Annotated in this window: 20 protein-coding genes and 2 pseudogenes; 16 read left to right on the top strand and 6 right to left on the bottom strand. The window is 58.5% G+C overall.

What is annotated here, in order from left to right; genetic code table 11:
- Positions 1 to 560: 560 nt before the first annotated feature.
- From CK227_RS34880 to CK227_RS34830, 11 genes are all read left to right on the top strand, one after another.
- Positions 561 to 842, top strand: a complete 282-nt coding sequence (locus tag CK227_RS34880) for an acyl carrier protein (RefSeq protein ID WP_029356603.1) — start codon at positions 561 to 563, stop codon at positions 840 to 842.
- A complete protein-coding gene (locus tag CK227_RS34875) occupies positions 843 to 2051 on the top strand; it encodes a beta-ketoacyl-[acyl-carrier-protein] synthase family protein (protein WP_095804226.1) in 1209 nt (402 codons plus the stop codon).
- Positions 2052 to 2904: 853 nt separating this feature from the next.
- Positions 2905 to 3495, top strand: coding sequence for a NodA family N-acyltransferase (locus CK227_RS34870; protein WP_063169401.1), 591 nt, complete (start codon positions 2905 to 2907; stop codon positions 3493 to 3495).
- Complete coding sequence (gene nodB / locus CK227_RS34865) at positions 3492 to 4151, top strand: chitooligosaccharide deacetylase NodB (protein WP_063169400.1); 660 nt, start codon at positions 3492 to 3494, stop codon at positions 4149 to 4151. The genes CK227_RS34870 and nodB overlap by 4 nt, the downstream gene beginning before the upstream one ends.
- Positions 4152 to 4166: 15 nt before the next feature.
- Positions 4167 to 5492 (top strand): chitooligosaccharide synthase NodC, encoded by a 1326-nt coding sequence (nodC, locus tag CK227_RS34860; RefSeq protein WP_063169399.1) that lies wholly within the window; start codon positions 4167 to 4169, stop codon positions 5490 to 5492.
- Between the two features lie 261 nt (positions 5493 to 5753).
- The gene (gene nodI, locus CK227_RS34855) at positions 5754 to 6668 is read left to right on the top strand and encodes a nodulation factor ABC transporter ATP-binding protein NodI (protein ID WP_024505873.1); all 915 of its coding nucleotides are present in this window, start codon (positions 5754 to 5756) and stop codon (positions 6666 to 6668) included.
- 3 nt (positions 6669 to 6671) lie between these two features.
- The gene (locus CK227_RS34850) at positions 6672 to 7460 is read left to right on the top strand and encodes an ABC transporter permease (RefSeq protein ID WP_063169398.1); all 789 of its coding nucleotides are present in this window, start codon (positions 6672 to 6674) and stop codon (positions 7458 to 7460) included.
- A 283-nt stretch (positions 7461 to 7743) separates the two neighbouring features.
- The gene (locus CK227_RS34845) at positions 7744 to 8505 is read left to right on the top strand and encodes a sulfotransferase domain-containing protein (RefSeq protein ID WP_063169397.1); all 762 of its coding nucleotides are present in this window, start codon (positions 7744 to 7746) and stop codon (positions 8503 to 8505) included.
- Positions 8506 to 8897: 392 nt separating this feature from the next.
- Positions 8898 to 10181: a dicarboxylate/amino acid:cation symporter gene (locus CK227_RS34840; protein ID WP_210326678.1), complete on the top strand. Its 1284-nt coding sequence runs from the start codon at positions 8898 to 8900 to the stop codon at positions 10179 to 10181.
- A 275-nt stretch (positions 10182 to 10456) separates the two neighbouring features.
- Entirely contained in the window at positions 10457 to 11518 is a 1062-nt protein-coding gene (locus CK227_RS34835; protein WP_051695606.1) for a LacI family DNA-binding transcriptional regulator, read from the top strand.
- A gap of 164 nt (positions 11519 to 11682) precedes the next feature.
- Entirely contained in the window at positions 11683 to 12486 is an 804-nt protein-coding gene (locus CK227_RS34830) for a TIM barrel protein (protein WP_063169395.1), read from the top strand.
- A gap of 48 nt (positions 12487 to 12534) precedes the next feature.
- On the opposite strand, the gene CK227_RS34825 is transcribed toward CK227_RS34830, so the two are convergent.
- Complete coding sequence (locus CK227_RS34825) at positions 12535 to 13452, bottom strand: LysR family transcriptional regulator (RefSeq protein ID WP_063170390.1); 918 nt, start codon at positions 13450 to 13452, stop codon at positions 12535 to 12537.
- Positions 13453 to 14153: 701 nt separating this feature from the next.
- Here CK227_RS34825 and CK227_RS36550 point away from each other — a divergent pair.
- From CK227_RS36550 to CK227_RS34795, 5 genes and pseudogenes are all read left to right on the top strand, one after another.
- Positions 14154 to 15377: pseudogene (locus CK227_RS36550) on the top strand (IS110 family transposase).
- 1218 nt (positions 15378 to 16595) lie between these two features.
- On the top strand, positions 16596 to 16877 hold the full coding sequence (locus tag CK227_RS34810) for an acyl carrier protein (RefSeq protein ID WP_029356603.1): 282 nt from the start codon (positions 16596 to 16598) through the stop codon (positions 16875 to 16877).
- Positions 16878 to 18086: a beta-ketoacyl-[acyl-carrier-protein] synthase family protein gene (locus CK227_RS34805; protein WP_095804225.1), complete on the top strand. Its 1209-nt coding sequence runs from the start codon at positions 16878 to 16880 to the stop codon at positions 18084 to 18086.
- Positions 18087 to 18858: 772 nt separating this feature from the next.
- Positions 18859 to 19902, top strand: a pseudogene (nifA, locus tag CK227_RS34800) (nif-specific transcriptional activator NifA); the annotation flags it as partial.
- A 464-nt stretch (positions 19903 to 20366) separates the two neighbouring features.
- Entirely contained in the window at positions 20367 to 20933 is a 567-nt protein-coding gene (locus tag CK227_RS34795; protein ID WP_024505228.1) for a sugar O-acetyltransferase, read from the top strand.
- 307 nt (positions 20934 to 21240) lie between these two features.
- On the opposite strand, the gene CK227_RS34790 is transcribed toward CK227_RS34795, so the two are convergent.
- From CK227_RS34790 to nifB, 5 genes are all read right to left on the bottom strand, one after another.
- Positions 21241 to 22134, bottom strand: coding sequence for an SIR2 family protein (locus tag CK227_RS34790; RefSeq protein ID WP_024505229.1), 894 nt, complete (start codon positions 22132 to 22134; stop codon positions 21241 to 21243).
- Positions 22135 to 22168: 34 nt separating this feature from the next.
- Positions 22169 to 22381 (bottom strand): putative nitrogen fixation protein NifT, encoded by a 213-nt coding sequence (nifT, locus tag CK227_RS34785; RefSeq protein ID WP_024505230.1) that lies wholly within the window; start codon positions 22379 to 22381, stop codon positions 22169 to 22171.
- Entirely contained in the window at positions 22378 to 22698 is a 321-nt protein-coding gene (locus CK227_RS34780) for a nitrogen fixation protein NifZ (protein WP_024505231.1), read from the bottom strand. The genes nifT and CK227_RS34780 overlap by 4 nt, the downstream gene beginning before the upstream one ends.
- An 85-nt stretch (positions 22699 to 22783) precedes the next feature.
- A complete protein-coding gene (locus CK227_RS34775; RefSeq protein ID WP_024505232.1) occupies positions 22784 to 22978 on the bottom strand; it encodes a 4Fe-4S binding protein in 195 nt (64 codons plus the stop codon).
- 29 nt (positions 22979 to 23007) lie between these two features.
- Positions 23008 to 24489: a nitrogenase cofactor biosynthesis protein NifB gene (gene nifB, locus CK227_RS34770; protein ID WP_063169393.1), complete on the bottom strand. Its 1482-nt coding sequence runs from the start codon at positions 24487 to 24489 to the stop codon at positions 23008 to 23010.
- Positions 24490 to 24575: the final 86 nt, after the last annotated feature.

Below are 24575 nucleotides of genomic sequence, written 5' to 3'. Positions count from 1 at the left end.
GGCCGCACTCATGACCGGCTGGGCTCGGTTAATCCTGCATGCCGCGCCCATGAGGTTACTTGTCCGGAGTGCGTCGAGCACAACGAGGAGATGTAGTTCACGATCTTTGAAAAGCGTGGTCAACCATCCAAAGTGTGGATGCCTTTCATCGAAACAAACGATTTCATCAATGTTCTGGAATCCTGCATGGGCAGAAGCACCTGATGGACACCGATGCCCCCACTGCCTCATGGCGTGGCGAGCGTCTTAAGAAACCGCCCGAAAGGAGATTTTTCATGCGCTCTACCGGGCAGTGGAGTGCTGGGAAAGGGAGTTGCAACTGACCGGCCATGTCAAACTGTCCGACTTCTTCCGAGCCTATGGACAGACCGGGAGACGCGCACGTGTAGCGGCTCACATCGTCATACTGCACCTACGCCACACACCGGCCGGACCTGATCCGGCTTTATGAGCATTGGGCTTTGTCAGTTGCCCAAGCGTGATGGCTTTCGCGACGCGGCGCGCCTCAGGAACTGAGCCGCGTCCAGGTCGAAACGCGGGAAAGAAAGACAGGAAACAGAATGGCCGATCAATTCGCAACGGACGTCATTGCCCTGATCAAGAAACGCGCCGAGTCGGAGAGCGGTGAGGGAATGCCTGCGTCATTCGTCGGCGAGATAACAATCGCCACGGAACTGGACGCGCTCGGGTTCGATTCGCTGGGTTTGGCGGACGTCCTCTGGGATGTGGAGCAGGCCTACGGCATCAAGATCGACATGAACACGGCCGATGCCTGGTCCAATCTCAAGAATGTCGGCGACGTCGTGGAAGCCGTCCGCGGCTTGCTTGCGAAGGAGGCTTGAATGGACAGGCGCGTCGTTATCACCGGAGTGGGCGGCCTGTGCGGACTGGGCACCGACGCCGCCTCTATGTGGAAAGAGATGCGCGAAGGCCGCTCCGCCATCGGCCCGATCGCCAATTCCGAGCTTCATGACCTGGAGGGCATGACCGGCGCTGAGATCAAGGCGCTGCCCCAGCACGACATCGATCGCAAGCATCTCATCTCCATGGACCGCTTCAGCTTGCTCGCCGTGCTTGCAGCGCGCGAAGCCATGCGGCAGGCCGGACTTTCCTGCGACGAGGGGAATGCCCATCGCTTCGGCGCGACAGTGGGCGTCGGATTTACCGGTTCGTACGCAACAGAACAAACTTACCGCTCACTGCTTTTGGGTAGCGCAATCCGTGCTGAACTCTTCACTGGAGTAAAGGTGATGCCCAGCGCCGCTTCCGTCCATCTTAGCTTGAGCCTCGGCTTGCGCGGGCCGGTCTTCGGGGTGACCTCCGCATGTGCCTCGGCCAACCATGCGATCGCCTCGGCGGTGGACCAGATCAAGCTGGGCCGGGCCGACGTAATGGTTTCCGGGGGCAGCGACGCACCCTTCGCATGGGGCGTGCTGAAAGCATGGGAAGCAATGCGCGTGCTTTCACCCGATACCTGCCGGCCCTTCTCCGCCGATAGGAAGGGCCTGGTGCTGGGCGAGGGTGCGGGCATGGCCGTGCTGGAAAGCTACGAGCATGCCACGAGGCGTGGTGCCACAATTCTTGCCGAGATCGCCGGCGTCGGCCTTTCCGCCGATGCCTTCCACATTGCCGCGCCATCTGTCGAGGGGCCAGCGTCGGCGATGCGCGCCTGCCTTGCCGATGCCGGGCTGAATGCCGAGGACGTCGACTACCTCAACGCGCACGGCACCGGTACCAAGAGCAATGATCAGACTGAAACGGCGGCGATCAAGCGTGTGTTTGGAAACCACGCTTATTCGATGTCCATCTCTTCCACCAAGTCCACGCACGCGCATTGCCTCGGCGCAGCGAGCGCGCTTGAAATGATCGCCTGCGTGATGGCAATCCAAGAGGACGTCGTGCCGCCGACCGCCAACTATCGCGAGCCAGATCCCGCTTGCGACCTCGACATCACACCCAATGTGCCGCGGGAGCGCAAGGTGCGCGTCGCCATGAGCAACGCCTTCGCCATGGGCGGTACGAACGCAGTTCTGGCATTCAGGCAGGTGTAGAAGCCATGCAAGACGCCTCATTTGAGGTCACCTGTCGTATCTAGCTGCTTGCCGGACCACTATGTAAAGCGAGCGCTATTGGCTGCCTCTGCGATGCGGGAATTGGCAGCGGACGTCTCTCGATCAAACAGGCATCTTGCTTGTAGAATTCTTTTAATCGTGAAGCGGCGCGAGTGCGCTATCCGTTGAGGTGAGCAAGGCCGGCGCCCTGGGTGAGCGCTGGTGTCGGGTGGTGGAAAGTACAGGGGGAGCTGTGTGGCCCCTCTTTCTCGGCCTCGACGATGTGCGAAGGAGCCTGCGCGGCGAACGGGCCAACGCCCCAGGCTCAGAACCTGGGCGAACCTAACTCCCGCCAAAGGACAGCCCAGAGCTGGATACACGAAAGAGATACTGAACCCGCGAATCAGATTCTGATCAATCGTCGTGTCTGAGCTCCACTCGGCTCTTACGGAGATAATCGCGCGGCCCGGCAACGGCCGCGCGTGCCGCGGGCGTGAGCTTTGCGCTTCGTCAGAAGTGCCTCGAGCGTGACGACGATAATTGACCAGCCATATGGAACGCATTCGCCCAGTTATCCAAAGCGTGGATACCTTTCATCTAAACAAAGGATTTTACCGTTTTTGCTGCAGGTCCCATAGAAGCGCTTCAAGTTGGAAAGATAGGTAGTTCCGATGGTTGCGTTGGATCTGAGGAGCATCATCTGGTGTGCGGGGCGTACAAAGTCAGTCGCATCTGCATTGCGGCTTGGTCTTTCGGCGGTCCCCACAAGTTACGCCCCGTTGGCGCGACGCCAATTATTTAATCAATGCTTGGACATTTATCTCAACCAGACAGCTACAAGGTGAGGTCTTCCATGCGTCCGAATGTCGAGTGGAAGTTGTGCTGGGAAAATGAGCTGCAACTGGCCGACCATGTCGAACTCTCCGACTTTTTTCGAAAGACCTATGGACGGACTGGCGCCTTCAACGCGGAGCCATTCGAAGGCGGCCGCAGTTGGGCCGGCGCGAGGCCGGAATTCCGCGCAATCGGCTACGACGCGCATGGGGTAGCGGCTCACATCGGCATGCTGCGGCGCTTCATCAAAGTTGGCGAGGTCGACTTGATCGTCGCTGAATTGGGCCTGTACGCGGTTCGTCCGGATCTTGAAGGGCTCGGAATCGGTTTTTCGATGCGCGTGGCGTACCCAGTGCTCCATCAGTTGGGTGTTCCATTCGCTTTCGGCACGGTTCGGCACGCGCTGCGAAACCATGTCGAAAGATTCTGCAGAGCCGGCCTCGCGAACATTGTGTCGGGCGTTCGCGTACGGTCGACCCGTCCAGATGTGCATCCCGACCTGCCGCCCACGCGCCTGGAAGACGTACTCGTGTTGGTTTCGCCGATCGGACGCTCGATGGACGAGTGGCCGTCTGGTACCCTGATCGACCGGAACGGTCCGGAACTATGAAGCCTCTGGACTACATATGCGAAGGGCAGAGTGACAATGCCGATCGCATTGCAGAGCGCAGCGTCTATCTGACGTTTGACGACGGTCCCAATTCATTTTTCACACCGCAGATACTCAATGTGCTGGCGCAACATCAGGTGCCGGCGACCTTCTTCGTTGTTGGGGCCTACGCGGCCGACGAGCCGGAACTCGTTCGCCGAATTATTACAGACGGCCACGGTATAGCCAACCACACGATGACTCATCCGGACCTAGCTAAATGCGGGTCCGTCGAAGTCGACTGCCAGATAGTTGAGGCAAACAGAGTCATAGGGATGGCTTGCCCGCAGGCCATGGTTCGGTACTTTCGTGCACCCTATGGCATCTGGACCGAAGAAGTAATCGCTGCATTAGCGGGTGAGGCATTGGCGCCCGTCCATTGGTCCATTGATCCACGCGACTGGTCTCGCCCCGGCGTTGACGCCATCGTCGACAGAGTGCTCGCCGATATCCGGCCGGGCGCAATCGTGCTGTTGCACGACGGGTGCGCTCCCGACGAATTGCAACCAGGCAATCAAGCCAGTCTGCGCGACCAGACGGTGACAGCGTTGTCACGCCTAATTCCAGAATTGCACGGCCGCGGATTTGTAATCCGATCACTTCCTCAACATCCCTGAACAAACAGAGATCCTATGGACCTTCTCACCACAGCCAGTACTGTTGCCGTTTCGTCTTATGCGGTGCTCTCGACTGTTTACAGAGGCATGCAAGCGGTCTACTCCCAACCGGAAAATGTTACGCCGCCGTCGGAAAGCTTGTTCGGATCCGACCGTTGGCCGAGCGTGGATGTCATTATCCCCTGCTACAATGAGGACCCGCGCACACTCGCGGCGTGTTTAGCTTCCATTGCAAATCAAGATTACTCCGGAACATTTCAGGTCTATCTGGTTGACGACGGTTCTGGAAATCGTAATGCCGTCATCCCGGTACATCACGCCTACGAGGGCGACCCGAGATTCAATTTCATTCTGCTCCGCGAAAATGTTGGCAAACGCAAGGCGCAGATCGCCGCCATCCGCCGCTCATCTGGAGATTTCGTGCTCAGCGTCGACTCTGACACGACACTTGCGTCCGACGTCATCACGAAGCTTGCAGTAAAAATGCGGGATTCCATGGTCGGAGCGGCCATGGGCCAGCTGACGGCATACAACCGCAGCGACACTTGGTTGACCCGATTGATCGATATGGAATACTGGCTGGCTTGCAATGAGGAGCGCGCGGCGCAAGGTCGCTTTGGTGCGGTCATGTGCTGCTGCGGCCCATGTGCAATGTACCGCCGGTCTTGTCTCCTTTCTCTGCTGGATCAATACGAGACGCAGCTGTTCAGGGGGAAACCAAGCGACTTCGGTGAAGACCGTCATCTTACGATCCTCATGCTGAAAGCAGGCTTTCGAACCGAGTACGTTCCAGGTGCCGTCGCGGCGACAGTCGTTCCGGACAAGATGGGACCTTATTTGCGCCAACAACTCCGCTGGGCACGAAGCACTTTCCGGGACACGATGCTTGCGCGAGGTCTACTGCGTGGCCTGGATCGCTATCTAACTTTGGATGTGATGGGAGAGAATCTCGGCCCATTGTTGCTCGGCATCGCGGTAGTAACGGCGCTCGGTGAGTTACTATTTTCACATACAGTAAATTGGTGGACGGTGCTGGCTATTGTCACGATGACCATAATCAGATCTACGGTGTTATCTTTCCGCACTCGGCAGCTTCGATTCATCGGCTATTCAATGCACGCGTTAATCAGGATATTCCTGTTGATCCCCTTGAAGGCTTACGCCCTGTGTACATTGAGCAATAGCGATTGGCTGTCGCGTAAAAGTGTTCCCCTGCCCAACAGCAGCACAAAGGAAATCACAAGCGCGATGCCGCTTGGCGGAGCAAATGCTGCGGGCAATTCTGGAATTGCGGAGTCACTTCATACTGCAGATCTTTCGCTCACAGCTAGTGAAGTCTGACGGCCTTGCAGCGCCGAGTGACCGAGTAAGTTGTGTCAGTCGACACGGGGTGAAGCTTGTCGAGTTACCTATGGTCAGAACGGGGACTATGTGGAAGCGACACGTGGCATCTTGACGTTATTCTTTGGCGGAAGCGATACACACGTCGCTCCGGCCGCGACTTTCCAAAGGTGTCATCTCAAGGCGGTGGCCTGCTCTGAACCAGAATTCGCAAGTAAGCTGCCGGTGGCCAATCGGACTCATTCCGCTTGAGATAGACGCATGTCCAATGTAGCAATCGACCTTACCGGCGTAACCAAATTATTCGGAAACAAGCTCGTTGTGGACGGGCTGTCCTTCACCGTTGCATCGGGAGAGTGCTTCGGTCTGCTGGGGCCTAACGGCGCAGGCAAGAGCACGATTGCGCGTATGCTCCTCGGTATGACCCGGCCTGACGCGGGTGATATAACAGTCCTCGGTCTACCAGTGCCGGCACGCAGCCGCTTGGCCCGCAAGGGCATAGGCGTGGTCCCGCAGTTCGACAATCTCGACCTGGAATTTACGGTACGTGAGAACCTGTTGGTGTTCGGGCGCTACTTCGGCATGAGTACAAGAGAGATCAACGCCGTCATCCCACGGCTGCTCGAGTTCGCTCGCCTTGAGAGCAAGGCGGATTCACGTGTCGGCCTGCTATCCGGCGGGATGAAGCGGCGCCTGACGCTGGCACGTGCTCTGATCAACGACCCCCAGTTGCTTGTGATGGATGAGCCCACGACCGGCCTCGACCCGCATGCCCGCCATCTGATCTGGGAGCGACTTCGTTTCCTGCTGGCGAGCGGAAAAACGATCATTTTGACCACCCATTTCATGGAAGAGGCTGAGCGGCTTTGTGATCGGCTGTGTGTTCTCGAGCGGGGACGCAAGATCGCCGAGGGCAGTCCTCATGCGCTGATCGACGAGTACATTGGGTGCAACGTGATCGAGATCTTCGGCGGTAATCCACAGGAGCTGATTTCGCTGATCAGACCGTACGTTCAGCGTGTCGAGGTAAGCGGCGAGACGCTCTTTTGCTATGCGCCTGAGCCGGAGGATGTGCGCATCCAGCTTCGCGGTCGAGCGGGTCTGCGTATTCTAGAGCGTCCACCCAGTCTGGAGGACGTTTTCTTGCGGTTAACCGGACGTGAGATGGAGAAGTGAGCAATGGGTGAACGTTTTGCGGCCGCTCTACCCGCCAACGCCTGGAACTGGATGGCGGTGTGGCGCCGCAATCATCTGGCATGGAAGAAGGTGGCATTTGCTTCAATGCTCGGCACCCTTGCTGATCCGATGATTTACCTTTTCGGGCTCGGCACTGGCCTTGGACTGTTGGTAGGCCGCATCGAAGGTGCATCCTACATCGCCTTTCTGGCAGCCGGCATGGTTGCGACGAGCGCGATGACAGCATCAACCTTCGAAACAATTTACGCGGTTTTCGGTCGAATGCGCGATCAGGGCACTTGGGAAGCAATCCTGCACACACAACTTACCCTCGGCGACATCGTTCTCGGTGAATTGACCTGGGCAGCCACAAAGGCTTTTCTGGCCGGTACGACAATTGCGATTGTTGCGGCCGCGCTAGGTTATGCCGCGTGGACGTCGGTTCTCTACGTGCTACCGGTCGTCGCTCTCACCGGATTCGCCTTTGCGAGCCTGGCCATGCTCGTCATCGCGCTCGCGCCCAGTTATCACTATTTTATTTTCTATCAGACGCTTGTCATCACACCCATGCTGTTCCTTTCGGGCGCGGTTTTTCCAGTCGGCCAATTGCCAGGAGTGTTTCAGCAGATTGCGGCCTTCTCGCCCCTGGCGAATTCTATCGAGCTAATCCGTCCGGTGATGCTCGGCCGCCTGGGCGACAATGTAGGGCTGCATATAGGCGCACTTTGCATGTTCGCTGTATTGCCTTTTTTTCTGTCGGCTGGACTGTTTCATCGACGACTAATGCGTTGACGCTTGCTTACACCCATTAACCAGAAGGAGGTCCGCAATGCCGGATGCAAACTGCCCACAGCGGCCCGGAGGCATGCGTATGCTAGGAATCGCGAGTGGTACAACGCCGAAGCCGGGCGCCACCCAGCCGCTGCAGGCACCCGCCCAGCTTCGCGACCACACCTCGAAGAACAGGCTGGATGGTGAGGCGCGGACCCACCCGGAGCGTTCAATCGATAGCAGCCAAGCTTCTTGTGCGCGTCCACAGACCGTCGCGGCCATTATTTAGTTGGATACACATGCAATGACCCACAACGAAGCAACTCTTGAGCCTTTTGTGATCCTTGCTATGCCAAGGACCGGAACACACTATTTAGAAGAATTGCTAAACGAGCATCCGACCGTTTTGAGTAACGGTGAGTTGCTAAACGAATATGATCCCAATTGGCCCAGCACTGATCGCCTGCTAGGCACGGATCGCGAGCTTCTTGAGCTTGCCTATGTGCGCTGCCCTATGCGCGACTACAAGAATGTGACGCATCTTGGATGCAAGATCAATGAACCTCAGTTTCGCGAGCGTCCCGCATTCTTTGCGGAACTGGCTCGTTGGCCAGCACTCAAGGTCATCCTTGTTGTTCGCCGAAACGTATTGGAATCGCTCCGATCCTTTGTGCAGGCCAGGGAAAGCGGTCACTGGCTGAAGTTCAGCTGGGACAACGATACCGCTCGGCCACCGAGCGTCAGGTTGTCAATCGCCGACTGTGAGGCTTATTTCAAAGCCGCCGACGATTTTCACGCTCGCGTTATGGACTCCTTCACGTCGACCAACCTGCTTGTAATGGAATACGAGAGCCTACTTCACGAACCTGCCCAATGCCTGGGAGCGGTTTGGGATTTCCTGGGCGTTCCAGCGCTTGAGCCATCAGATAACGCCATCCTGCAGCGCCAGGAAACGCGACCGCTGGATCAAACGGTGGAGAACTTTGACGAGTTGCGGATTCACTTCGCACGGGGACCTTATTCAAGATTTTTTGACCTCGGAGATTCAATGCGCTCCTACGCTTAATCGCTTGTACCGCGTGCTCTGATGGGCGTGTAGGATATCCTGCAGTTTGCGCGCATTCCGTCGCAAAACTGACAAACCAAAGTCACCAAGACGACAGAGATATCGGCCGGCAGTCGATCTGCGGCAGACATCAAAGACACGGCCGCAAGGCGACCTGGTCAATTCCCTCTCTGGCGAAGCACTTCTTCAGACGCGATCTTTGGCGAGCCTTGAGTGCAAATTCCGGCAAAGGTGGAGGGTTCCAGTGCGCAACCCGCACCAATCTCGCTGGACGGGACAGGCCTCCAGTTGGCACGGCGCTTGCTCCGAGATGACAGCAGCGCTCGACCGGAGCGCAGCATGGGAGAAGGAGGAGCCCCCACCCCGATCCGGTCAGGGAGAGAGAAACGGTGTTGGTTCCAAGAGTCCCCCGCGCGATCGCAGCGCCCCGCAAGCCCCATTTTGCCCGGACCTACGTGCAGGTGCTTGCCGCCATAGTCCTGGGAGCCGCAATTGGCTACCTCTATCCGGAAACCGGCCAGAGCCTGAAGCCGCTCGGCGATGCCTTCATCAAAGTCGTCAAGATGATTATCGCACCTGTCATCTTCCTGACAATTGCGACCGGCATTGCCGGCATGAGCGATCTGCAGAAGGTCGGCCGAGTTGCCGCCAAGGCGATGGTTTATTTCCTCACCTTCTCGACACTTGCACTCGTTGTCGGACTGATTGTCGCGAATATCGTTCAACCTGGCGCCGGCCTCAACATCGATCCGGCCTCGCTCGATGTCCAAGCCGTTAAGGGCTATGTGGCCACGGCTCACGAGCAGTCCGTGACCAGCTTCCTGATGAACATCATCCCGTCAACGATTGCCAGTGCCTTCGCGGAAGGCGACATCCTGCAAGTCCTGTTCTTCTCGGTCCTGTTCGGCATTGCTTTGGCGATGACCGGAGAGACGAGCAGGCCGGTCGTTACCTTTCTCCAGGCGCTTACCGCCCCCATTTTTAAGCTCGTCGGCATTCTGATGAAGGCTGCACCCATCGGCGCCTTCGGCGCAATGGCCTTTACGATCGGCAAATACGGAATCGGTTCGGTGGCCAACCTCGCGATACTGGTCGCGACGTTCTATCTTACCGCCTTCCTCTTCGTGTTCGGGGTTCTCGGCGCGGTCTGCCGCTACAACGGCTTCTCGATCTTTTCTCTCGTCCGCTACATCAAGGACGAGCTGCTGCTTGTCCTGGCAACGTCCTCCTCGGAGGCCGCGCTGCCCTCGCTAATGGAGAAGATGGAGAAGGCCGGCGCCGCCCGTTCGGTCGTAAGTCTCGTCATCCCTACTGGATACTCATTCAATCTGGACGGTACCAATATCTACATGACGATCGCCGCCCTCTTCATCGCCCAGGCGACGAACACAGATTTGTCAATTGCCGATCAGATCCTCCTGCTGCTAATTGCGATGCTTTCCTCGAAGGGTGCGGCAGGCGTCACCGGCGCCGGCTTCATCACATTGGCCGCTACTCTCTCTGTCGTGCCGAGTGTTCCCGTTGCCGGAATGGCTCTAATTCTTGGCGTGGACCGCTTCATGTCGGAATGCCGCGCGCTGACGAATTTAGTCGGTAATGCGGTGGCATCGCTCGTTGTCGCTCGCTGGGAAGGCGAATTGGACCAGTCACGGATGGAAACCGCTTTCCGCGGTTAGGGTTACATCAAACTGGCTCCCCGCAAGCAAGATCGCAACAGCGCGACGTGTAAGTAGCGGCCTTGACACAACAGTCGAATTGCCAGCCTCCAAAGAGCGCTGGAAATAGAGTACTAACGCAGTGAGTAATACAACACCATGAAGCCCCTAAGCAAACGAACGGTTCACGGAGACTCATCTGGGTGCGCATGGAGCGCTGTTCGTCGAATGCGCTATCCGCGGGGTGGGGGAACTATTTCAGCTTGCCGCCCCAAGCCGTCGCGGGAGCGCACCGGATGATGGAGGACCGGCCGATCAGAATCGCTAGGGGAAAGCGCGTCACAATAGCCGATCTCGCCCGCGAAGCCGGAGTCAGCGTAGCAACAGTCGATCGGGTTCTGAACGTCCGCCTTCCGGTGCGAGAGGAGACCGCCCAGCGGGTCCATGCGGCCGCGCACGCGATCGGCTATCATGCTGCCGGTCTCATCAAACAGCGCTTGCAGCAGCACCTGCCGCACTACAAGCTGGGCTTCATCTTGAGAAAACCTACCCACGATTTCTACCAAGATTTCGCTCGCAAGATCGAAGAGTCGGTCAGTATGGCTAAATCCTTCCACGGCCTTCCGATCATCGAGTTCGCGCAGTCACATTTGCCGCGTGACCTGCTCCCGCTTCTTAAGGACCTTGGGAGCCGCTGCCAGGCGATCGCCATGGTGGCGGCCGATCACCCGAAAATCACAGCATCAGTCGAGGAGCTCAAGGCGAAAGGTATCCCGGTATTTTCGCTGCTATCCGACTTCGCCGATGGCGTGCGCGAGGGCTACATCGGCCTCAACAACAGCAAGGTCGGACGGACTGCCGCTTGGGTGTTTTCCAAGGCCGCAAAACGGCCCGGCAAGGTGGCGGTGTTTGTCGGAAGCCATCGCTTCCAGGCGCATGCGACGCGGGAAACGGCCTTTCGTGCGTATTTTCGTGAGAACGCGCCAAAATTCGAGGTGCTTGATGCGCTCGTGAACCTTGATGAACGGCAGCTCACTTACGAAAAATTGCTGGATCTTATGCAGCGGGAACCAGAGCTCGTCGGCTTCTATATGGCCGGCGGGGGGATAGAGGGGGCAATTTCCGCGCTCCGAGAAGAGGGGAGCGGTCAGGATCTCGTCGCGATCGTGAGTGAAATGACGCCGCAGTCACGTGGGGCGCTTGCGGATGACATCTTGACGATGGCGGTCGGCACGCCAATGCGCCGACTTTGCCAGGAGCTGATAATGGCAATGGAGCGGGCCATCAAAGCCGGCGTCGCGGAGAGCCCGGGGCAGACATTTCTGCCGTTCGACATTTATCTTCCGGAAAATATTTGACCTTGATGGATTTCTATCATGAGCGCCCATTTTCCTTTCACCGATGAAAGGAAAGCTCGATTGACTCGGCCGTCTCTGTCCGATCTGTGAACCGGCGTGGTTCCGTCTTGAAAGAAGCCGGATGCCGAAATGGCAGCCGCGCTTCATGGAAGGAAAGTCAAGCAATGCGCCAGGTATCGCCCCGCTTTGCACTCGATCACATGGCGGCGCCCCGCCTTGACGTCAGTGCGCTTTTCGCGCTTGCCCGTGACCAAGGCCTGACCGACGTCCAAATCCGTTACCCTCATTTCAGCAATCCTGTCGCACGCGGCATTCCGGCTGCGGACGTTCGGTTGGCCGCTACCGAAGCGGGCGTCACGATCATCTCTGTCAACGCCTTGCAGCGGTTCAACGACTGGACTCCAACGCGTCAGGCCGAGGCAAGCAACCTCGCCGATTATGCGACGGCGTGCGGGGCGGAGACGCTCGTGTTGGTGCCGGCCAACCGCAGCTCGTGGCCCACCAATAGCGAGCGCCAGGACAATCTTCGTTTCGCTCTAAACGAGATCAAGCCAATCCTCCAGTCGCGGGGTCTGATCGGTCTCATCGAGCCGCTGGGTTTCCGAACCTGCTCGCTTCGATCAAAGAAGGAAGCGGCCGAGGCCGTTGCCGCGGTTGATGGCCAGTCCGTCTTTCGCCTCGTGCACGACACGTTCCACCACACCCTGGCCGGGGAGACATGCCTGTTCTGCGAGCTTACCGGCCTGGTGCACATTTCAAGCGTAAACGACCCGACCTTCTGGATTTACCCCGATCGCTTTCTTGCAGGTTCCGACAATGGCAGCCAGATTCAGGCGCTGCTGGATGGCGGCTACGCGGGACCTTTCTCATTCGAGCTGGTCGAGGAAGTCCATTCTCTGGACGATCTCGCAGGCGCACTTGCCGCCAGCATCGACTTTATCCGGCGAGGGCTATTGTCGTCAAAGTAGATGGTGACAGGAGTAGTGACTATAGGTGCGCCTGAATTTTCCGTGGGTTCACAGCGGGGCAGCCATCCGAGATGCCTCCTGTATCATTATCTCCCGCATCCAGATGCTTGCCGGATCGCTATTGTGGAGGGCCGGCCATTGGAGGGTCTCGGTGAATGTGGGAAATGGCAGCGGAAGTTCGATAACCCGCAGGGGGAACGTTTTTTCGAAATGCCTGACCAGCCGTAAGGGCATGGTCGCTATACGAGCTGTGCCGGACACCATAGGTGGAATCATGCTGAAGCCCTGCACGGCGACCTCGACACGTCTCTTAAGGCCATGCTCAAGCAAAAACCATTCCTCGATAGACGGCTTCATCGTACGCCCGAACCTGACCGCGACGTGCCTCATCGACATGTATCTCTCGAATGTAAGCTGCTGTGGCAGCTGCTTGTTTGTGGGACAGCCTACGCACACGAGCTTCTCGTCAAACAGCGCAACGCTTGAATGCACACTCGACGTGAACATATCCGGTAGAATTAGAAAATCGACGTCACCGCGCCGGAGAAGCTCATCGGGGCTATCGTCGACAGGCAGCAGTTCGAAGCTGACGGCGGGGGCTTCCCGTGAAATACGCTCCACAAGCTTTTCGAAAAACACGAGCGTGACGAAATCGGAAAGAATGATCCTGAAGAGGCGATCGGCTCGAGCTGGGTCAAACGGATCCGAAGAAATAATCGAGCACTGGATGTGCTGGAGAGCGTCGCGAACTGCGGGGGCAAATGCTGCCGCACGCGGGGTTAGAAATCTTTCGCGACCTCTTATCGTAAACAGTTCATCGCGGAAATAATCGCGCAGTCGGGCGACGGCCGCACTCATGGCGGGCTGACTCAGGTTAATCCTGCGTGCCGCCGCCGAGAGATTACGCTCCGTCAGGAGTGCGTCGAGCACAACGAGGAGATTTAGATCAAGTCCTTTGAAACGCATGTCATCAGCCATCCATGGGATGGATGCCTTTAACCGAAACAAACGACTTTAACAATTTAGCATTCTTGCAATCTTTTGTCGCAAAAAGTTTATGATGGATGACGTTAAGGTCCGACATATGAGCCGCGTGATCTGCCGAAGCGAGCAATCGTTCGTACTGTGCAGGTCAGAGATTGGCAGTTTGAAACGCCGGGCCGATGGCGCCGGTCTATCAACCAGCGTCTTCGGCGGCCCCGACCTAGCTAGGCGTGGAACCTAATAGGGTGCACCTTTCCAGTCCGAGGCGACTGATGGGCGGTTTGATCCTAAGCTGCCGTGAGGCCTGTGCCAATTGTATCGGCGAGCCAATGCAGCAGTCCGGCAGCGTTTTTGAGAGCTGTTGTAGGCTCGGCCTAAGCCCATTGGCGCAAGCCTATCTGAACGAAGCGCTTGGCCTTGCCGCTATCCGGTATGTGATCTGTGGTGCCTTCTCGTCCTGCTGTTCTTGTTTTGGAACGCCCTTATGGTGAGCCCATCCGGGACGTGGGGCACCGGGAGCACAAAGGTGCAGGCAGGCCGTCAATAGACCGTGGGCTGAGAGCCCGAGCTCGTTACATGGCCGCCCCTCGCGACTTTCCCGGATGCGCTGCGAGCGCGGATCAGTAGATGTCGTGTTGCCCGCCAGCTCCCGTCTTTGACCGAGCCAAGAAGGAGGAACGGGCATGCTTATCATCGGACTGGATATTCACCGCGCCTTCGCCGAAGCAGTGGCATGGGAGGAGGGCAGGCTCAGGCGACTCGGCCGCGTCGACATGCGGCGCGATCTGCTGGCGGCGTTCGCCGCGAAGCTGTCGCCGAACGATGTCGGGGTGATCGAGGCCACCGGCAACGCGACGTCCGCTGCAGCTGTGGTTGCGCCGCATGTGAAGAAGGTGGGGATCGCCAAGCCGAAACAGGTGTTTATCGTTGCCTATGCCAAGATCAAAACGACGATCGACGCCGACGTTCTTGCGCAGCTCTATGCCAGCGGCTTCTTGCCAGAAGTCTGGATTGCGGACGAGCCGACGCAGGCTCTGCGTCGACAGGTGACACGGCGCAATCAGATTGTCCGACAGAGATCTCGATTGAAGAGCGTCATCCAGTCGATCCTTCATAGCCACCTGATCCGTCCTGCCCGCATGCTGACCTGTGCGGCGCCAAGGGTCGGACCTGGTTAATCGAGCAGGTCGTACCGCAGGACGAGCGCCTCGCGATCGATGGGCATCTGCGCGAGTTCGACCGATTGGGCGAAGACCTCCAGGTCATCGAACGCGATCTTGTCCGCTCGGCTCTCGAGGATGAAGGCGTGAAGCGGCTGATGACCATTCCCGGCGTCGACATCACCGTCGCGCTGGCGATGAAGGGCGGCGATCGGCGACGTGTCGCGCTTCGACGATCCGCAGAAGCTCGTGACCTATCTCGGGTTGAACCCAAGCGTCCAGCAGTCCGGCCAGGTCCGGCCTACCATGGGCGGATCACCAAGCAGGGCCGTGGTCATGCGCGCGGCATGCTCGTCGAGGCGGCCTGGGCGGCCGCTCGTGCTCCCGGACCGTTGCGAGCCTTCTCCCTGCGGCGTGCGAGCCCGGCGCGGACAGCATGTCGCGGCCGTGGCAACCGCACGCAAACTCTCTGTCGTGATCTGTCATCTGTTGAGAAGGGCGAGAGTTACGCGTGGGCTCGACCCTCCCTGCATGCCAAGAAGCTTGCGCGATGTGGAACTCAAGGCCGGGAGCAAGGCTGTGCGCGGCCAAAAGGGAGCGCACGCCTACAACATAAAGAGCCACCGGGAAGAAGAGCGCCGCTGGGTGGAGCAGGCCGAGGGCGCCTATGCACGCCTCGTCGCCGGTTGGAACCCACGAGGTCCGAAGAGGGTAGGCACGGATGCCGCAAACGAGGCGCGACGATAGAAGCTGCGCGGCAGGGCTCTCATCTCGGACCCTGCTCTTCGCCACGCGGTCGTCCGTGCGCGACAGGAGAATAGCGCAGATTTATCAAAAAGGCTCTTGTCGATCACATCAGTGGTCTTGGGCGCTGTACGGCCGGGTGAAGACTTTGCAGGTGGCCCGGAAAGCGTTTGACCTGCAGCGAAGCAATTGTCGTCATTACGCGCTCGACCCGGGCGCCCAGCTTGGCATAAGGGCTACGTGGCCTCAGGAAGCGTCGTCGCCAATGCAGACCATGGACGAATTCCCAGCCGATGCCGAGATGCCGGTCGACCGTGCCTGTCGCCGTCCGGTGATGCGATGCCCCCGAGCGGATGAGTTCGCCCCGGATGCTCCCGGTCACGACGCACGGGTTCGGGTTCCAAGGCGCTCAGTTTTGTTCGCGCCCAATCGGTGTAGGACGCGGCAGAAATACGAGCGTGACGAAATCGGAAAGAATGATCCTGAAGCGGCGATTCGGTAGAGCCGGGTCAAACTATCCGACGAAATAAACGATCACTGGATGGGCGGGGGAGCGTCGCAAACTGGAGGGCAAGAGCTCCCGGACGCAGCGTTAAGTTTGAATACCTCCGCGGACATGGTCGCGAGCTTATCGCGCAAATAAATCGAGCAGCCGAGCGCCGGCCGCACTCATGACCGGCTGGGCTCGGTTAATCCTGCATGCCGCGCCCATGAGGTTACTTGTCCGGAGTGCGTCGAGCACAACGAGGAGATGTAGTTCACGATCTTTGAAAAGCGTGGTCAACCATCCAAAGTGTGGATGCCTTTCATCGAAACAAACGATTTCATCAATGTTCTGGAATCCTGCATGGGCAGAAGCACCTGATGGACACCGATGCCCCCACTGCCTCATGGCGTGGCGAGCGTCTTAAGAAACCGCCCGAAAGGAGATTTTTCATGCGCTCTACCGGGCAGTGGAGTGCTGGGAAAGGGAGTTGCAACTGACCGGCCATGTCAAACTGTCCGACTTCTTCCGAGCCTATGGACAGACCGGGAGACGCGCACGTGTAGCGGCTCACATCGTCATACTGCACCTACGCCACACACCGGCCGGACCTGATCCGGCTTTATGAGCATTGGGCTTTGTCAGTTGCCCAAGCGTGATGGCTTTCGCGACGCGGCGCGCCTCAGGAACTGAGCCGCGTCCAGGTCGAAACGCGGGAAAGAAAGACAGGAAACAGAATGGCCGATCAATTCGCAACGGACGTCATTGCCCTGATCAAGAAACGCGCCGAGTCGGAGAGCGGTGAGGGAATGCCTGCGTCATTCGTCGGCGAGATAACAATCGCCACGGAACTGGACGCGCTCGGGTTCGATTCGCTGGGTTTGGCGGACGTCCTCTGGGATGTGGAGCAGGCCTACGGCATCAAGATCGACATGAACACGGCCGATGCCTGGTCCAATCTCAAGAATGTCGGCGACGTCGTGGAAGCCGTCCGCGGCTTGCTTGCGAAGGAGGCTTGAATGGACAGGCGCGTCGTTATCACCGGAGTGGGCGGCCTGTGCGGACTGGGCACCGACGCCGCCTCTATGTGGAAAGAGATGCGCGAAGGCCGCTCCGCCATCGGCCCGATCGCCAATTCCGAGCTTCATGACCTGGAGGGCATGACCGGCGCTGAGATCAAGGCGCTGCCCCAGCACGACATCGATCGCAAGCAGCTCGTCTCCATGGCCCGCTTCAGCTTGCTCGCCGTGCTTGCAGCGCGCGAAGCCATGCGGCAGGCCGGACTTTCCTGCGACGAGGGGAATGCCCATCGCTTCGGCGCGACAGTGGGCGTCGGATTTACCGGTTCGTACGCAACAGAACAAACTTACCGCTCACTGCTTTTGGGTAGCGCAATCCGTGCTGAACTCTTCACTGGAGTAAAGGTGATGCCCAGCGCCGCTTCCGTCCATCTTAGCTTGAGCCTCGGCTTGCGCGGGCCGGTCTTCGGGGTGACCTCCGCATGTGCCTCGGCCAACCATGCGATCGCCTCGGCGGTGGACCAGATCAAGCTGGGCCGGGCCGACGTAATGGTTTCCGGAGGCAGCGACGCACCCTTCGCATGGGGCGTGCTGAAAGCATGGGAAGCAATGCGCGTGCTTTCACCCGATACCTGCCGGCCCTTCTCCGCCGATAGGAAGGGCCTGGTGCTGGGCGAGGGTGCGGGCATGGCCGTGCTGGAAAGCTACGAGCATGCCACGAGGCGTGGTGCCACAATTCTTGCCGAGATCGCCGGCGTCGGCCTTTCCGCCGATGCCTTCCACATTGCCGCGCCATCTGTCGAGGGGCCAGCGTCGGCGATGCGCGCCTGCCTTGCCGATGCCGGGCTGAATGCCGAGGACGTCGACTATCTCAACGCGCACGGCACCGGTACCAAGAGCAATGATCAGACTGAAACGGCGGCGATCAAGCGTGTGTTTGGAAACCACGCTTATTCGATGTCCATCTCTTCCACCAAGTCCACGCACGCGCATTGCCTCGGCGCAGCGAGCGCGCTTGAAATGATCGCCTGCGTGATGGCAATCCAAGAGGACGTCGTGCCGCCGACCGCCAACTATCGCGAGCCAGATCCCGCTTGCGACCTCGACATCACACCCAATGTGCCGCGCGAGCGCAAGGTGCGCGTCGCCATGAGCAACGCCTTCGCCATGGGCGGTACGAACGCAGTTCTGGCATTCAGGCAGGTGTAGAAGCCATGCAAGACGCCTCATTCGAGGTCACCTGTCGTATCTAGCTGCTTGAGGGGCGGGGCATTGTGATACAGGGAGGGCTGTGGGGTCCCTCCTTCTCGGCCTCGACGATGTGGGAGGAGCCTGTGCGGCGAAACGGGCTAGACGCCCCCAGGCCCAGAACTTGGGCGAAACCAACTCCCACCAAAGCACAGCCGCTTTAGTAGCCGAACAATGAAGCCTCGCTCGACGAGCCGCCGCCTCTACTGTCAGCGGCATCACGCGGTTGAAGCGAACAGCGCAGCGGCTACTGTTTCCCGCACAACTCGGACGGCAATTGGGACAAGTCCGCACATGTCGTCACGTAAGCTGAACGCCGCAGGTACAGCCAAATTGGGGGCGGGGCGTTTCTGCCGTTTTGATAGAATTCTATCAAACTGACAATTTTCCTTGCACGAATGCAAGGAGAGCTCGATTGACTCCCCTCCTTTCTTGTCAAGGATGGGTTTGCAGGCTGCGGTGCGGCAGAAGCCGGACAGAACGGCGACCGGTCGAGTAAAGGCCTGCGCAAACAAGCGCGCATATTGCGGGCGCCCGCACGGAGGAGAAGACGCTCGTCCTGGTGAAAGACAACGATGCTCAGGCGCCATTGCCATTTGCCGAGGGGGTCCGCGCGCCGGAAATTTCGAAGCAACAAAGGTGAGATCGAGAATGATGATGGCGAAATACAACACAGCTCACCGTCCAGTGCAGTTCTACCGGCGGGTGGCGGAGTGGGATGGGCTGCCAAATGGAACGTAAAAAGATCAGCAAGGAGATGCTTGGCGATAGTCAGGCGCTGCGCAAGCTGCGTGAGCACCTTGTCAAGGTGGCCAAGGCGAAGACTACGGTCCTGTTGCGAGGTGAATCCGGAACCGGCAAGGAGCTGGTTGCCAAAGCCATTCACGAGCTCTCGCCTCGCGCCAAGCAGCCCTTCATCAAGGTCAATTGCGCGGCGCTCACCGAGACGCTTCTGGAATCTGACTTGTTCGGTCATGAGAAGGGTGCCTTCACCGACGCGAGCAGTTTGCGCAAGGGGCGCTTTGAGGCTGCCGACAAAGGCACATTGTTTCTGGACGAGATTGGCGAAATATCAGGTTCGTTCCAGGCTAAGCTGCTGCGTGTCCTGCAGGAGCAGGAGTTTGAGCGCGTCGGCAGCAACCACACCATTAAAGTTGATGTTCGCGTGATTGCCGCAACGAACAGGGACTTGGAAACGGCAGTTCAACGCAAGGAGTTCCGGCAAGACCTCTATTATCGCATCAACGTCGTCACTTTACGCGTGCCGGCATTGCGCGAAAGGCGAGGTGATATTCCGCTCTTGGCCGCTCAGTTTCTCAAGAATTTCAATACTGAGAATGATCACACGCTGACCTTCGCTCCCGAAGCGATTGAGGTGCTAATGAACTGCGAATTTCCAGGTAACATCCGAGAGCTCGAAAACTGCGTTCAACGGACGGCAGTTCTGGCGACGGGTCCATCAATCCTCAGAACTGACTTTGCCTGTTACGCGGATCAGTGCTTGGCCGCGGCGCTGTGGAAGAACGGACAGCCGACGTCAGAGAAGTCGACTACGATCGAGCCTTCCGCCGCCTGTGCCGCCCCGCCCGTCGGCGACGGGCAAGCGCCGATAGGCCCTGCCACGACTCGTGGTAGGGTGCCCGATGCCGATACGGTCATTGCTGCCATGGAAAAGTGTGGCTGGGTGCAGGCAAAGGCGGCGCGCCTGCTCGGTTTGACCCCGCGCCAGATCGGCTACGTGCTGAGAAAACGCGGTATCGAGATCAAGCGTCTCTGAAACAACCCGCCGAGCAAGAGCTGGAGCAGGTCAAGCATTGGTGCTCTGGCGCCGAGCCCATCGGCCAGGCTTACGAAGTGGGTGTGAACAGCGCTGCCAAGATTCCGGCCGTGTGCTTTCTACCACCAGTCGTACTGGGGCTCTGCGACTGACAAACTAAAAAGGAGTAATCCTCTGGCGGGACCTGGTCGATACATTAGCTGATGGCTTACCGCTCGATATCACGCAATCTGAGATGGGCATGAAAGTGAGTTCGACCGCTGGACAGTTGCCGACTTCGTCAGGTATTGGCCCCTGCGACCGGTTGATCTCCGATATCCAAATTCTTGGAAGTTGGTCGAGACGAAACTGTCGCCCCGGCTCGTGACCGACCGCGCGCCCGGCAAGATCGAGTTACAAAGTTGCCGAGGCAGTTTGATGTGCGTTCCTGCATCACTGTACGGGACACGACCTGACGGGAGACTATGATGCGTAGCCAAAAAGAAAAGATGCTCGCAGGCGAGTTTTACAATGCGGCGGATCCGGAGATCCAAGCTGACCTGTTGGCAACCGGGGCTTGGCTCAAGCGGTACAATGATACGCTGGGGCAGACCACGGGGCATTGGCATGAGCTTTTGTCCGAGCGGCTGGGAGAGGTTGGGCGCGGAACGGTCATCCGTCCGCCCTTTTTTTGCGACTACGGATTCAATATCCGCATTGGAGCCAATGCCTACATCAACTTCAACTGCGTTATTCTTGACGTGGTAGAGGTCAAAATCGGGCAAGGAACGGCAATTGGGCCTGCTGTGCAGATTTATACCGCCGATCATCCACATGATGCCGAGCAGCGGCAGGCCGGCCTGCAGGTCGGGCGTCCTGTTCACATTGGCAGCCGTGTCTGGATCGGCGGTGGAGCAATCATTCTGCCTGGCGTCACGATTGGTGATAATGCAGTGGTAGGCGCTGGCTGCGTGGTCACACGAGATGTTCCCGCCGGGGCAAAGGTAGTGGGAATTCCTGCTCGCGTGGCCGACCCACATAAACAGGCATAATCAACCTCGTTGACCCTGGAGGTGCATGCGAACTGTCGAAACTGTGCCGAATTTTTGTCGAAGCCATTGAGCGCTGCATATGTTGTCGCGACTCGGGCGCTTCAGTTCTTTTGCCACGGGGGTCACAAGATCATGTGCGTAATGCCGCCGCAACGTGCTCACGTCCCGCAGCAGCGGACCCTTTCACATGGCCCAACGAATTCAGAGCCTACGTTGTGCTGCCACTAGCATTACTGCTCACGAATGTATTCCCAACTGAGTTTTCGCCCTTGGAGGCAAGCAGCGACTCACCAGCAATCGCCGGCCATTAATCCTGGCTAGCATCGACCCCGACGAGGCGAGCCGCGGCGTTGCGGATCGGCATGTCGATGACCGTGATTGCGCCTTCGGCAAGGAAACGACGTTCGTTTCTGGTCAGCGTAGCCGAATCGATCACCGCAAAATGTGGGCCAGTGGAGCGCTTCATCAGCTGTCTGGCATATGTGCGCAGCATCTGATCGTTGAAGCGGCAGCCCACGAAGAAAAAACCCCGGTTGACGCGCCGTTGCTTCACCGCGTCCGGGATCGGCGTCTGGATATCAATTTCGGTTAGGACTTCGACGTAATCGGAATCAGCCACGAGGAAGTTTGCCGCCGGCCTGACGCTGCCGTGCGGCGCATAGAGCACCGTCCTAGCCACTTGTTCGGCCTCGAGTTCTGTTCCTGACAAATCGTAAGTTCTCGTCCAGATGTTACCGATTCCGGTCGCGCGCGTCGTTCCTTGTATCTCGACAACGTCTGTTTGGCCGGCCTCTGCAAGGGCTGCTCGCATGGCGCCATCGTACCAGCTGTCGATGATGACAGACAGTTGAAGGGTTGCGAGCCAGGCGTGAAGAACGGTCGGCTCGGCGGGGGCTGCGAATATCTCCGCCATCCACGCTTGGAGAGTCCGACGATGTCGGCGCTGCTCGATAAACTGCGCGACCGACCACATATTGGTGCGAATCCTGGAAGGGGCAGGCGCCCGCTTGTTGAGGGCCGCGGCGACATCTTCAGGGGTGCAAGGTACAGGGGATTCCGGTGGGTTAAGCTGCAGAAGACCAGGACCGAGATAGGGGATCACTCGATCGGCCTTGAGAGCGCCGTTCAGCAGGTCAATCAGTTTTTTGGCAAAACTGCCCCGGACGACGACGAGATGGTCCCAGCTCAGCATCGTGTTCATACGCGTTTCCTCTCCGCCACTGAACCCACCGGCATCAGGCCCCGTCGGAAATCTTCATCGCCTCGACGGTGATCGGCAAACGCGTGTCGCGCGGAAGGTCGGGCAGCATGAGCCGCCAACCGTTCCTGAGCGTCACGGTCCCGCCCCATAAGTCAGCGTTCTCAATCTCGGTGATCGGCTCTTCGAGATCCTTCTTGGGGACATAAGCCGACAAGCCAGTAGCGGTCCTGCGAATCATTACTTTCATCCGGCTGTTCCCCCGTTGGAAATGCCTTCAGCTCCGCAGGGAACCTCGACTTTGTCGAGGCTAATGAGTTCGCGCGCTCGCATGCCGACGACCGTGCCACGATCGATCCATTCGACCGCATAGATGAAGAATTGCTGGAGAAAGGTTCCAATGTCGCGCACGTAGCCTTCGTCGCCCTTCCGCACGAGGTTTTCGCCGATCTCCTTGCCGGGATAGGTGCCGTCGTTTTTTATGTGGCGTATCGCACGGACCCGCTCACCCTGCATGAACCGTGGCGGTCTGCCGATTTCGACCTCCTGTTCGCGTCTGGACCACATGCTGTCCATTCCTTTCTCGAGGCTTTTGTTGTGGTCGCGGGTTGCAGGCGTCGTCGTGCGGCGAACCCGACCGTTTCGGTAGGAATCAAGCGGGAACGCAGGTTTTCGGTACCGGACAGACCGACACGCATTGCTGCGTATCGAAGGCCTCCTTGCATTCGGTGCACTTGTTTGGATCGATCACATAGGCGTCGCCCTTGAACTTGATCGCTTCCGAAGGACATTCGAACTCGCAGGCCCCGCATTGGGTACATTGGGATGCGATGATCTTTAAAGCCATTCTAACTCCTGGTTATCGGACGAGACGGCTCAGGCCGTCGCCGCTAGTGGTCTGATCCCAAACTCTGCCGCGTAAAGTGCGCTGACTGCGGTCTCGATGTAGTCATGGCCATAGGCGTCGGTTACGCGCAGTCCAACTCGCGAGAGTTGTTCCTTCGGGCGATTTCCGATCTTGGCGCATAGCACTATGTGTATGCCTTCGAGCGCTGCGATGACGCCCTCGAGGATGGCGTCTTCGCCCCCGCCTCCGAGGCAATACCGCTCGACCTTCCGATGCCCGACCAAGCTGATCCCTCTAGGCGAGACTTCATAAACCTGGAATTCCTTCGCGTGGCCGAAGTGTTCGTTGACCCGTCCACCTCCCTTAGTGGCCACCGCAACCAGAAGCGACTTTTCGGAGTCTGTTGCCTTGACCATACCGATGGCCTCGCTCCTCGCCGCCTCATGATCACGGCGCTCGTGTGCGACCACCTGCCGATAGGCCTGACGCTTGCCAGCATCGTAGGCGACATCGTCGGGAATACCGTCCAGCGTGAATTCCTGGCCACGATCTTCACCGAGCAGGCCGACAGCATCTGCCCGGCACTGCCGGCAGTGGCGCATCAACTTGGCGCCACCTTCAAGTCGATCCTGAAGAGCCATCATCTCCGTTGCCGTTGGGCCGCGCTGCCCGATGAGTCCGTAGTGGGTACCGTGCGCCGGGTCCGAAATCAGAGGCATCACGTTGTGCAGAAACGCGCCCCGCTCCCTGACCATTTTGTTCACCTCAAACAGGTGCTGGTCGTTCACTCCAGGAATCATCACCGAGTTGATTTTGGTGAGGATGCCGCGCGCGCTCAGCATCTCCAGGCCCAGCATCTGCCGCGCGTGCAAGATTCGAGCGGCTTCGATGCCGAAGTAGCGGCGATTTTCATAAAAGATCCATGGATAGATCTTCGCGCCGACTTCCGGGTCGACCATGTTGATGGTGATCGTCACGTGATCAACATTCATTTCGGCAAGCTCGGCGACATGGTCCGGCAGCACGAGCCCATTAGTGGAGACGCACAGCTTTATGTCGGGGATTTCCCTGATGACGCGGTCGAACGTTGCCTTCGTTTTCTCCCAATCGTAACAGGCATCCCCCGGCCCAGCGATGCCAAGAACCGAAAGCTGCGGAACTTTGTTGGCAACGGCGATGACCTTGCGTAGCGCTTGGTCGGGCGTCAACTTCTCAGACACAACACCAGGCCGGCTCTCGTTGGCGCAATCGTATTTGCGATTGCAATAGTTGCACTGGACATTGCAAGCCGGCGCGACCGCCACATGCATACGCGCGAAATAATGATGCGCTTCCTCCGAAAAGCAGGGGTGATCCTTGATCCTTTCCCAAATAGCCGGATCCTCTTCGCCCGGGCTGGTCGGCGACGAGCCGTAGGAAGACGATGCGCAGCCACCGGATTTCGCGGCTGCCAGAAGACCCTCGGATGTCGTGCTAGTCGGCCCCTCAATCGAAACTGTCGGTGAGGACATCAAACGGCTCCGTTGCTGGTAACGTCGCGGTTCAAGGTGCAAGAGCCATACCAACTGAAAAAAGCGGCTTCAGTTCACTATTCGGG

It is taken from the genome of Mesorhizobium sp. WSM4308, from assembly GCF_002294905.1.
Taxonomy (GTDB): domain Bacteria; phylum Pseudomonadota; class Alphaproteobacteria; order Rhizobiales; family Rhizobiaceae; genus Mesorhizobium.
This window is presented reverse-complemented; position numbering and strand designations above follow the sequence as displayed.